The organism is Mediterraneibacter sp. NSJ-151, from assembly GCF_022487435.1.
GTDB lineage: Bacteria > Bacillota > Clostridia > Lachnospirales > Lachnospiraceae > Schaedlerella > Schaedlerella hominis.
This window is the reverse complement of the sequence record NZ_JAKVPP010000003.1, coordinates 202218-214545: the sequence shown is the minus strand read 5'-3', so window position 1 is coordinate 214545 and position 12328 is coordinate 202218. Positions and strand designations below refer to the sequence as shown.

Genomic DNA, 12328 nt, shown 5'->3' with positions numbered 1-12328 from the left:
AGATTAGCTGAAAAATTCTACTTGTTAGAATATGGTATAAGTGATATGATGAACAACAGCGAAAGCAATCATAAATTGAAAGGAAACAAGAAACGTGACCTACGAAGAAGCAAGGGTATATTTGGACGAAGTGTCGAAATACGGAAGTGTACTTGGCTTGGATACGATTCGAGAGCTGTTGTATGAACTGGGAAATCCACAGAATGATTTGAGGTTCATACATATTGCGGGAACCAATGGAAAAGGGTCTGTGCTTGCATATATTTCTACAATATTAAGTGAGACCGGATTTCGTGTTGGCAGATATGTTTCACCAACAGTAATTGGTTATCTGGAAAAAATCCAGATAAATGGAAATTGGATCTCGGAAAAAGTATTTACAGAATTAGTTGAAGAAGTTCAGAGAGCTATTGTGCGTATGGAGACAAACGGAAAGGCTAGTCCGACCGTATTTGAAGTTGAGACCGCAATAGCTTTTTTATATTTTCAGAGAGAGCATTGTGATTATGTAGTATTGGAAACTGGTCTGGGCGGTATTTTAGATGCAACAAATATTATTTCCAATACAAAAGTGGCTGTGTTTACCAATATAAGCAGAGATCATATGGGATTTTTGGGAAATACATTAGAAGAAATCACAGAAAATAAAGCGGGAATCATAAAGCCTGGATGTGTTGTTGTTTCAGCAGCACAAGAAGAAGCAGTAAGAAAAGTATTAAAAAAAGCAGCAGATAAAAATCATGTACCGATACAATTCGCAGAGCCTGATAAAGTACAAGTTTTAGATGAATCTTATCATGGACAGACATTTTCTTATAAACAATTTGAAAATATTCATATTCCGCTGGCGGGATTGTATCAGATTCAAAATGCCGCAACTGCATGTGAGGTTCTACTGGCATTACAAAGAATTGAGCAGACAGAAAATAAATGTGAGAAAACATCGAAAAAAAGTGTATATTCGATGGAAGCTATTAGAAATGGCTTTCTGAAAACGAAGTGGAAGGGTAGATTTACTTGCATACATGAAAATCCGGTGTTTATTGTTGATGGGGCACATAATGAAGATGCTGCAAAGCAATTGAAAAAAACATTAGAAAGATATTTTCCTCAAAAACAGTTTATCTTTATAATGGGAGTTTTCAAAGATAAAGAATATGAAAAAATTGTACAAATTATGTTGCCGTTAGCAAAAAGGGTATATACAATTAATCTTCCGAATAAGGATAGAACATTGGATGCAGACTTATTAAAACAGGTAATTGAAAAAAATTGGGAGGCAACTGCCACAAAAGAAGAATCTTTAAAAAAATCAGACGAATCATATGAAGTTTGCAGTATGCCGTCATTGAAAGATACAATTGATACTGTCATGTGTCAGACAAAAGAAGATGATATTATTGTTGCATTTGGATCATTATCGTATCTTGGAGATGTAATGAGACTTGTTGGAAAAGAAGAAAAGATTGAAAAATGAGGATGAGTAAATGATAGATCACGAAAAGGTAAAAGAAGGAGTTCGTCTATTACTGGAAGGAATCGGAGAAGACGTGACTCGTGAAGGATTAGTGGAAACACCAGATCGTATTGCAAGAATGTACGAAGAAATATATGGTGGAATGGAAGAAGATGCTTCAGAACATTTAAAAAAACGTTTTCATGTAGATAATGATGCAATGGTATTAGAAAAAGATATTACATTTTATTCTACTTGTGAGCACCATTTACTTCCATTTTATGGGAAAGCACACATCGCATATATTCCAAACGGTGAAGTTGTAGGGTTGAGCAAGCTAGCCCGAACAGTAGAAGTTTTTGCAAGAAGACTTCAGTTGCAAGAACAATTGACAGGGCAGATTGCAGATGCACTGGAAAAGGAATTGAATCCAAAAGGTGTTATGGTGATGATTGAGGCTGAGCATATGTGTATGACAATGCGTGGAATTAAAAAACCGGGAAGTCAGACGGTAACAATTGTTAAAAGAGGAATTTTTGAAAATAACCAAGAATTAGAAGATACATTTTTTAGAATGTTACGGTAGGCTTTGAAAATGGAAAAATTAATAGAAATAGAATACATTCGAAAGCATTCATTATACCAAGAGTGTTACATACGTCTGCAAAAAGCGGAAGAAGGAAGAAAATTTTGCCGACACACAATGGAACATTTTATTGATGTTGCTCGCATTGCGTGGATATTGAATTTAGAGCAAGATTTTAGAATTCGTAAACCGGTTATTTATGGAATGGCTTTATTGCATGATATTGGGAAATACAGACAGTATGAAGAAGGATATCCACACGAAAAAGCATCCGTAGAAATTGCGAAAATCATATTCCGTGATCTTCCAGAATTAAGTTTTACAGAAGAAGAGAAACAAGGAATTCTCACAGCAATCCAAAATCACAGAGTTCAACAAAACGTGTGTATAGACCAAGCAAAAAATACAAATCTATCCGATATATTAAGTTGGCTGTTATATACTGCGGATAAAAAATCAAGAGCATGCTATAGCTGTCTTGCAGAAAAAGAATGTAATTGGACAATAGAAAAAAAGAATATGGAGATTGAAATATGATTATAGGTCAAAAAACGTTTGATACAGAGCATCATACATATATCATGGGAATTTTAAATGTAACACCAGATTCATTTTCAGATGGTGGAAAATATAATTCGTTAGATTCGGCACTATATCATGCCAAGGAAATGGCAGAAAATGGTGTAGATATTTTTGATATCGGAGGAGAGTCTACAAGACCGGGACATATACAGATATCAGATGAAGAAGAAATCGAACGTGTTGTACCGATAATTGCAAAATTAAAGACTGAATTTGATATTCCGATATCAATAGATACTTATAAAAGCAATGTGGCTGAGGCAGCAATTCAGGCAGGAGCAGATTTAGTTAATGATATCTGGGGACTAAAATACGACGAGAAAATGGCAGGAGTGATTGCTAAAAATCAGACTACTTGTTGCCTGATGCATAATCGCGATAATACAGAGTATAGCAATTTTATTGAAGATGTTCTGGATGATTTGAAAGAAACCATTCGACTTGCAAAACAGGCAGGGATAGAAGACGATAAGATTATGTTAGATCCGGGTATCGGCTTTGGAAAAACATATGAGATGAATCTAGAGATGATGAAGCATGTAGATTCCATTCAAACATTAGGATATCCTGTTCTTCTTGGGACGTCTCGAAAGTCTATGATTGGTCTGACACTGGATCTTCCGGCAGATCAAAGAGAAGAGGGCACTCTTGCGACAACCGTTATTGGAATGATGAAGGGATGCTCCTTTGTAAGAGTCCATGACGTAAAGGCAAATTATCGCGCAATCAAAATGACAGAAGCAATTATGAGAAAACATGAAATTAATTAAAATTCAAGTCGAACGTCCGTGAGACTTGGCGCGTGATTCTGGTCAGCGAAGCTGACATATTCCTATCAGAATCACTGCGCATCATCGCGGAGCGTTTATCTCAGTCGGAGATTGGACTCCCACTGAGACTAATTTGCTATTACTCACCACCTAAAGAGGTGGGAGCCTTCTCGACTGAGATAAATTGCTTCAGTCATGTGTGGAAATAGAAAAGATTAATTATAAAATTAACGGAGATTATTTAAACATAATGGACAAAATAAAAATTGAAAATTTGGAAATATTTGCAAATCATGGAGTGTTTCCAGAGGAAAATAAGTTAGGACAGAAATTTCTTGTATCAGTAGTTCTATATACAGATACACGCGAAGCAGGAAAAACGGACGAGCTGACAGCGTCTATTCATTATGGCGAAGTAAGTCAGTTTATTGATAAATATGTAAAAGAGCATACATTTCAATTGTTAGAACGATTGGCAGAAAGTTTAGCAGAACAATTACTTCTTCAAGTGACTCATCTCGAAAGGGTAAAAATTGAAATAAAGAAACCGTGGGCACCGATTGGACTGCCTCTTGAAACAGTGTCTGTAGAGATTGACAGAAGCTGGCACACAGTATATATTGCGTTGGGGTCTAATATTGGAAATAAACGGCAATTTCTTGATGACGCAGTTACTGCATTAGATCTGCTGGAAAACTGCAAGGTGACAAGGGTTTCAGAGTATCTCGTTACAGAACCATATGGGGTCACAGATCAGGATGAATTTTTAAATGGCTGTTTAAAGATGCGTACTTTGCTTACTCCACATGAATTATTAGATGAATTGCATCGAATTGAACAAAATGCCGGTCGCGAGCGGAAAATACATTGGGGTCCTCGTACTTTAGATCTGGATATTTTATTTTATGATGATTGCGTGATACAGGAATCTGATTTTTGCGTTCCACATGTTGATATGCAAAACAGAGATTTTGTCTTAAAACCATTATGTGAGATTGCTCCGTACAAGAGACATCCTGTATATGGATGGACAGTAAGTGAAATGCTATCAAAACTATCTTTAAAATAATAGTTTGATTTAAACTACGGCTAAAAAAGAGAATCATAATTTGCCTGGCAAAAAATGATTCTCTTTTTATGTGCTATTTTATATCGAAAGGCTATAAAATAAGAAATTATAATAAATTTTCGAATGAATCATAAAAAGTAGGATAAGAGACATCGACACATTTGCTGTCAAGAATTCGAGTGGTATCTTCTGCAATTAATGCTGCAATGCTAAATGCCATTGCAATACGATGATCCAGTAAGGTATGAATGGTTGTGCCATGAAGTGTTTTCCCCCCATGAATGATCATTCCATCATCTGTGGCAATAATATCGCATCCCATAGCTTTTAAATTGTCAACAACAGTTTCGATACGATTTGTCTCTTTTACTTTTAACTCGGCTGCATCTTTTATTATAGTTGTACCTTCTGCAGCAGCTGCCATTATGGCAATAATCGGAATTTCATCAATTAGTGTTGGGATAATATCCCCTGAAATAGTAGTACCATGAAGCTTGCTTGTCCGAACCAGGATATCTGCAATTGCTTCACCACCTTCTGTACGCTCATTTAACAAAGTAATATTTGCGCCCATATTTTCACATACTTTTAAAATGCCCGCCCGGGTTGCATTGATTCCTGTGTTTTTTATCAGAATTTCTGAATCTGGTACAAGAAGCCCGGCTGCAATAAAGTAAGCAGCGGAAGAAATATCTCCCGGGACCATAATTTTTTGTCCATAAAGTTCACTGCAAGGCCGAATAAATGCAGTTGCTTTACTTGTGTTTAAATCAAATTGAGAACGAATATCTGCACCAAATTCTTTAAGCATTAATTCTGTATGATTGCGAGAAAGAGAAGGCTCAGTGACAGAAGTTTCTCCGTCAGCATACAATCCAGCTAATAAGATGCTTGATTTTACCTGGGCAGAAGCAACAGGAGAATCATAATGTATTCCGTGAAGTTTTCCGGGAGCAATATAGAGGGGAGCGCAACCATTTCTTAAGATGCTTGAAATATGCCCTCCCATTTTTGTTAAAGGTTCAATAATACGTTTCATAGGTCTGGAATTCAATGAATTATCACCAGAGAGTTTGGATTCAAAAGGTTGTCCAACCAAAATTCCAGAGATAAGACGAGTTGTAGTTCCGCTGTTTCCGACATCCAGAATTTCCGTTGGTGCAGTTAATCCATGAAGTCCCTTTCCATGTACAATGATCTTTTCTTCTTGATTTTCAATTTCGATTCCCATTCTACGAAAACAATTAATCGTTGCAAGACAATCTGCTCCTTGCAAGAAGTTCGAAATTTCTGTAGTCCCACTGGCAATAGAACCAAACATAATGCATCTGTGAGAAATAGATTTATCCCCAGGAATATTTACTTCTCCTCGAAGTCCCGTGATTTTAGCTAACTCCATATTGTAATACCTCCCTTGGCTAAACTTCATATACGATATAATGATATTTCTTCAGTAGTGCCGCAGCTTGCACAGAAGAATCCTGATCATAAAATTCAATTAATAAAACACCTTCTTCAAATTCTCGGTTATGAATAATACCAATATTTTTAATACTGATGTGATTCGTCGCTAAAATCGTTGCAATTGTTGCAATTCCACCGGCTTCATCCACAATATCACAATACAATAAAAATTGACGCTTGATAGGTCCCGCTGAACTATTAGGCATCGAATTGCGATAATCTCTGGAACTTTCAAACATACAATATAATTCCCGTTCAGAAGACTGGTCAATTAATTTTTTCGTTTCAGATAAAGAATCAATAAAACCACCGAGGATTTTCGAAATTGGTTCTTTGTTTTTTAAACAAATCTGCTGCCACATAATTGGTGACGAGGACGCGATTCTTGTAATGTCTTTAAATCCTCCGGCTGCAAGCATCTTCATTAACTCATCATCTGTGTCAGTTTTTTTAACGAAATTTACAAGATTCGAAGCAATAATATGCGGAAGATGGCTGATAGTTCCGGTAAGCATATCATGCTGGTGATAATCGAGTTCAATAGGCAATGCCTTTAATGAAGAGACAAATGTCTTATAGGCTTCCACTTTTTCTCTTGAAACATTTGCTGAAGGGGTAAGGATATAGTAAGCATTCTCAATAAGAATTGCTTTTGAATTTACAAAACCACTTTTTTCAGAACCTGCCATCGGATGTCCTCCGATAAAATTTTCTTCTAATCCAAGTCGAATGATTTCTTCGTGGATAGATGTTTTTACGCTTCCAACATCTGTTAAAATACAATTTGGTGAGATATAATCCTTTAATTGGCTTAAATAAGCATTGTTAAAAGAAATTGGTGCACATAAAAAAATATAATCACAATCTCTAAAATTATCATCAATAGAAGAAGAAACAGTATGGATAATTTCTTCTTGAACAGCAAGTGCAAGTGTTTCTTTATTTTTGTCAAAGGCAAGAAGTTCATAGTCAGGATAATATTGGCGAATTGCTTTTGCAATAGAACCACCAATCAACCCAAGACCAACAAAACCAATTTTTTTTGCTTTCATAATAGCTCTCCTTCTTTATATGTATGCATATATTTAAGTATATTATCATTTTAACGCGTAAAAGTAAAGAAGAGTAGAACTTAAAAAAAGAAGAACGGAAAAAACATTGTGTAAAATATATAAAAAGGTTGTAATATCGAAAAAAGTTTAGTACAATATTCACATATCATATGTATGCGGAATAAGAACGAGAAAAGACATGCATAAAAACATACAAGGAGGCAGCAACATGAAGGTTTACAGAACAGACGAGATTAGAAACGTGGTATTACTCGGACATGGAGGCAGTGGAAAAACAAGTCTTGCGGAGGCAATGCTTTATGTATCAGGAGCAACAACTCGCATGGGAAAGGTTTCAGAATCCAATACAGTAAGCGATTTTGATAAAGAAGAACAGAAGCGTGGTTTTTCAATCGGAACAAGTTTGATTCCAATCGAGTGGGAAAAAGCAAAGATTAATATTTTAGACACTCCGGGATATTTTGATTTTGTAGGTGAAGTGGAGGAAGCTGTCAGTGCAGCAGACGCAGCAGTTATTGTTGTATCAGGTAAAGCGGGCGTACAGGTTGGCACTGAAAAAGCATGGGAACTTTGCGATAAATACAATCTTCCACGAATGATTTATGTAACAGAGATGGATGTGGACGATGCAAGTTTTCGACAAGTAGTAGAAGATCTTACATCACGGTATGGTAAAAAAATCGCACCACATTTCCAGCCGATTCGTGAAAATGAAAAATTAGTAGGTTATATTAATGTAATTAAGAATGCAGCAAGACGTTACACAGAAATAGGTCAGAGAGAGGAATGCGAGATTCCAGATTATTGTCTGCCAAACCTTCAGATATTAAGAGATTCCTTGATGGAAGCTGTTGCAGAGACAAGTGAAGAATTTATGGATCGTTATTTTAATGGAGAAGAGTTCTCTATCGAAGAAATTCGTGCAGCTATGCGTACAGAAGTAATGGACGGAACAATTGTACCGGTAGCGATGGGATCAAATATACAGGCCCAGGGTGTTGCGAATCTTTTGTCTGATATTGTTCGCTTCTTCCCAAGTCCGGATAAAAGAACTTGTGTTGGTATTAATCGTACAACGAATGATATTTTTGAGGCTAATTATGAATTTTCAAAAGCAAAAACAGCTTATGTATTTAAAACTATGGTAGATCCATTTATTGGAAAATATTCATTTATTAAAGTATGCTCCGGAGTATTAAAAGGAGATGATGTATTATATAATCCTAATTCAGACGCAGAAGAAAAACCTGGTAAGCTTTACGTTATGTGTGGAAATAAACCAACTGAAGTATCAGAATTGTTTGCAGGCGATATAGGAGCGGTTGCAAAGCTTTCTAATACAGCTACAGGAGATACACTTGCTACAAAAAATACACAAGTACTGTATCCGAAGACAGATTATTCTGTACCTTATACATATATGAGATATCGTGTAAAAAATAAAGGTGATGAAGACAAAGTATCTCAGGCAATATCCAGAATGATGGCAGAGGATGTAACATTAAAAGCTGTTAATGACAGTGAAAATCATCAGTCTCTGTTGTATGGTATGGGCGAGCAGCATTTGGAAATTGCTGCAAGCAAGATTGCTGCAAGATATAAAGTGGAAATCACATTAGAAACGCCAAAAGTAGCATTCCGAGAGACAATCAAAAAGAATTCTGATGTGGATTCAAAATACAAAAAACAATCTGGTGGACATGGTCAGTACGGACATGTAAAGATGAGATTTGGCCCATCTGGAGATCTTGAGACACCATTCATATTTGAAGAAGAAGTTGTAGGAGGAGCTGTTCCAAAGAACTTCTTCCCGGCAGTAGAAAAAGGATTGCAGGAATCTGTATTAAAAGGACCTTTGGCAGGATATCCTGTTGTTGGAGTGAAAGCTGTTTTATATGATGGATCTTATCATCCTGTAGATTCATCAGAGATGGCTTTTAAAACAGCTACGATCCAGGCATTTAAGAAAGGATTTATGGAAGCCGGCCCGGTTCTTCTTGAGCCAATTGCATCCTTAAAAGTAACAGTTCCTGACAGCTATACAGGAGATGTTATGGGAGATTTGAATAAACGAAGAGGAAGAGTGCTTGGTATGAATCCTGTTGCAGGAGGTAAACAGGTAATCGAAGCAGATATTCCGATGACAGGGCTGTTTGGTTATTGTACAGTGCTTCGTTCCATGACAGGCGGAAGAGGAAATTACGAATATACATTTTCTAGATATGAGCAGGCTCCTTCAGATGTTCAGGAGAAAGAAATTGCAGCAAGAGCACAGGAAGCATAATATAAAAGAAAATCATAAAATAGTAGAAGGGAGTGGCGCTATGGAAGCGAGCCACTCCCTTCCATAGTGTAAAAAATTTTATAAAATAAGATTGTACATTTATAAATACGTTTTATCTGTACAAAATCATTGTACTTTCAATATAAAAGTGCTATAATTCATCTACTGTTCAGATAGATGAAATCTAAAGAAAAAAGTAGAGGAAAAGAAAAAATGAAGATTGTCATTATTGGTGATGGGAAGGTTGGATATAAGCTTGCAAAAGCTCTTTCCGCAGAAGATTATGATGTTGTTTTGATTGACAATAATGAAGAAAAACTAATGGAGGCGATGAACCGACTGGATATTATGTGTATCCCAGGTGAAGGTGGAAGTGCAGAAGTGCAAAAAAATGCAGGTGTGCCGGATGCAGATTTGGTGATTGCCTGTACTTCAACAGATGAGTGTAATATGCTTAGTTGTCTTATTGCAAGAAGGATTGGTGCAAAACATACAATTGCGCGAGTGAGAAATCCAATTTATTATAAACAAATTGACTTGCTTAAAGAAGACTTGCGATTAAGTATGGCAGTAAATCCAGAACTTGCAGTAGCCGGAGAGGTTTCACGTGTACTTTTGTTCCCGGATGCCAGTAAGGTTGAAACATTTGTAAAAGGCAGAGTAGAGCTTGTTGAATTTCTTATCAGTAAAGGAAATAAGCTTGCAGGCATGTCTCTTGCAGAGATTAATAATCAGTATCAGATTAAAGTATTAGTCTGTGCGGTAGAACGCGGGGACGATGTGTTTATTCCAGACGGAGAATATGTAATTCAAGAAGGAGATCGTCTTCATGTGGCAGCTTCGCATAAGGAAATTGGACTGTTTTTTAAAGTGTTTGGAAGTCGAAGAACCAAAATTAAAAAAGTCCTGATCTGTGGCGGCGGAAGTGTAAGCTATTATCTTGCATTACAATTATGCGGATTGGGAATGCAGGTGAAGATTATTGAATTGAATAAAAAAAGATGTGAAGATTTGTGTGAGATGCTTCCAAAAGCTACTATTATTTGTGGAGATGCAACAAATCATGATCTGCTTATGGAGGAAGGCGTTCAAGATGCAGACGCATTTGTAGCTCTGACGGGTATGGATGAAGAAAACATCATTTTGTCATTATTTGCAAAGAGTCAGAATGTAGGGAAAATTATTACAAAAGTAAATGAAGATCAACGTGCACAGATGGTAGAGGACTATGGAATTGACAGTATTGTGTCTGCTAAAACAGTGACTGCAGATGTTATTTTAAGTTATGTTCGGGCACGAAAGAATTCACAGGGAAGTGTGAATGTAGAAACAATGTATCGGCTTATTGATGAAAAAGTTGAAGCATTGGAGTTTATCGTTAAGAAAGAAACTCGTTATACAAATGTTCCATTGAAAGAATTACAATTAAAGAGTAATAACCTAATTGCATGTATTGCACGTAAACGAAACATTATTATCCCTAACGGAGATGATTCTATTCAGGTGGGAGATAATGTAATCGTAATTACAATGGAAAGACAAATTCGCGATATTGAGGATATTTTGTTGTAGGTGTTGATATGAATAAGAAAATGATAATATATATATTAGCAAAAATGGTGGGCGTAGAAGGTCTTGTGCTATTGCTCCCAGCAATTGTATCTTTAATATACAGAGAAAAAAGTGGTTTTTGTTTTCTGATAGTAAGTGCAGTGTTGATATTGATATATTTTTTACTGGGAAGAAAAGTTCCTAAGAACAAAAGAATATATGCAAAGGACGGATTAGTAATTGTTGGTGCGGCATGGATTTTATGGTCACTCTTTGGTGCTGTTCCATTTTATATAAGCGGAAGTATTCCAAATTATCTGGATGCATTTTTTGAAACAGTATCTGGCTTTACAACAACAGGTTCTACGATATTAACAGATATTGAAGTTCTTCCAATGGGAATGTCTTTCTGGAGAAGTCTGACACATTGGATTGGCGGAATGGGTGTTCTGGTCTTTGTTATGGTACTGACATCTCTTGATGATGATGATTCTATGCATTTAATGAGAGCAGAGGTTCCAGGTCCAGAAGCAGATAAGCTTGTGCCAAAGGCAAGATATACTGCAAGAATTTTATATGCAATGTATTTTGTATTGACAGCGGCAGAAGTTATATTTTTAATGTTCGGAGGAATGAATTTCTTTGATGCATTATTACACGCATTTAGTACTGCTGGAACAGGTGGCTTTTCCAATAAAAATAGCAGTGTTGCGCATTATGACAGTGCTTATATTGATGGTGTAATTACAGTGTTTATGATTTTATTCGGAGTTAATTTTAATTTATATTTTCTCCTTCGCCTAAGAAATTGGAAAGAAGCATTAAAAAACGAAGAGCTACATGCATATCTTGGAATTATTGCAGGCTCTATAGCTATTATTAGTTTAAATATTGTAGGAATGTATGGAAATATTTTACATGCATTCCGATATGCATCATTCCAGGTAGCATCAATTATCACTACAACAGGATTTTGTACAGCAAATTACAATCTGTGGCCAGAACTGTCTAAGACAATATTATTGTGTCTTATGATTATTGGTGCATGTGCCGGATCTACAGGCGGTGGAATTAAAGTTTCACGATTATTAATTATGTTAAAAAGCATAAAAAAACAAGTAAAAAACATGTTGCATCCAAAAGCAATTACGATTGTAAAAGTAAACGGAAAGAGAATAAATGAAAGTACCATGAAAGGTGTATATATTTATTTTATATGTTATATAATGATAACGATGGTATCAGTATTACTTGTCTCTATTAATAATTTTGATTTTGCAACAACATTCAGTTCTGTGCTTACAACATTAAATAATGTTGGTCCGGGTATTTCACAGATCGGTCCAGTTGAAAATTTCTACAAGTTTTCGGCATTATCTAAAATCGTTTTTTGCATGGATATGTTACTGGGAAGATTAGAAATATTCCCATATTTATTGTTATTATCGCCAGAACTTTGGAGAAGACGATTCTAATAGTAATTAAAAAACAGG

At 35.9% G+C, this 12328-nt stretch carries 10 protein-coding genes; 8 read left to right on the top strand and 2 right to left on the bottom strand.

All coding sequences use genetic code 11. The annotated features are described in order from the left end of the window. The first annotated feature begins 94 nt into the window (after positions 1-94). The 5 genes from LQE94_RS04370 to folK all read left to right on the top strand — a co-directional run bounded on the left by LQE94_RS04370 (position 95) and on the right by folK (position 4463). Positions 95-1477 carry a bifunctional folylpolyglutamate synthase/dihydrofolate synthase gene (locus LQE94_RS04370; RefSeq protein ID WP_118723582.1) on the top strand — a complete coding sequence of 461 codons (1383 nt, stop codon included), beginning with the start codon at positions 95-97 and terminating at the stop codon, positions 1475-1477. A 10-nt stretch (positions 1478-1487) separates the two neighbouring features. Next, positions 1488-2042: a GTP cyclohydrolase I FolE gene (folE, locus tag LQE94_RS04365; RefSeq protein WP_022075300.1), complete on the top strand. Its 555-nt coding sequence runs from the start codon at positions 1488-1490 to the stop codon at positions 2040-2042. 9 nt (positions 2043-2051) lie between these two features. Beyond that, positions 2052-2579 (top strand): HD domain-containing protein, encoded by a 528-nt coding sequence (locus LQE94_RS04360; protein ID WP_022075301.1) that lies wholly within the window; start codon positions 2052-2054, stop codon positions 2577-2579. Further along, complete coding sequence (folP, locus tag LQE94_RS04355; protein WP_240577095.1) at positions 2576-3394, top strand: dihydropteroate synthase; 819 nt, start codon at positions 2576-2578, stop codon at positions 3392-3394. Before LQE94_RS04360 ends, folP begins: the two co-directional genes overlap by 4 nt. A 250-nt stretch (positions 3395-3644) precedes the next feature. Continuing rightward, a complete protein-coding gene (gene folK / locus LQE94_RS04350) occupies positions 3645-4463 on the top strand; it encodes a 2-amino-4-hydroxy-6-hydroxymethyldihydropteridine diphosphokinase (RefSeq protein ID WP_118723798.1) in 819 nt (272 codons plus the stop codon). A gap of 106 nt (positions 4464-4569) precedes the next feature. On the opposite strand, the gene aroA is transcribed toward folK, so the two are convergent. After that, on the bottom strand, positions 4570-5862 hold the full coding sequence (aroA, locus tag LQE94_RS04345) for a 3-phosphoshikimate 1-carboxyvinyltransferase (RefSeq protein ID WP_118723585.1): 1293 nt from the start codon (positions 5860-5862) through the stop codon (positions 4570-4572). A gap of 19 nt (positions 5863-5881) precedes the next feature. Next, positions 5882-6979, bottom strand: a complete 1098-nt coding sequence (locus tag LQE94_RS04340) for a prephenate dehydrogenase (protein WP_118723586.1) — start codon at positions 6977-6979, stop codon at positions 5882-5884. 229 nt (positions 6980-7208) lie between these two features. On the opposite strand from LQE94_RS04340, the gene LQE94_RS04335 reads away from it, so the two are divergent. The 3 genes from LQE94_RS04335 (at position 7209) to LQE94_RS04325 (ending at position 12310) form a co-directional block, all read left to right on the top strand. Beyond that, positions 7209-9284, top strand: a complete 2076-nt coding sequence (locus LQE94_RS04335) for an elongation factor G (protein ID WP_240577094.1) — start codon at positions 7209-7211, stop codon at positions 9282-9284. Between the two features lie 213 nt (positions 9285-9497). Beyond that, on the top strand, positions 9498-10856 hold the full coding sequence (trkA, locus tag LQE94_RS04330) for a Trk system potassium transporter TrkA (RefSeq protein WP_240577093.1): 1359 nt from the start codon (positions 9498-9500) through the stop codon (positions 10854-10856). Positions 10857-10864: 8 nt separating this feature from the next. Further along, positions 10865-12310 (top strand): TrkH family potassium uptake protein, encoded by a 1446-nt coding sequence (locus LQE94_RS04325; RefSeq protein WP_022075097.1) that lies wholly within the window; start codon positions 10865-10867, stop codon positions 12308-12310. Positions 12311-12328: the final 18 nt, after the last annotated feature.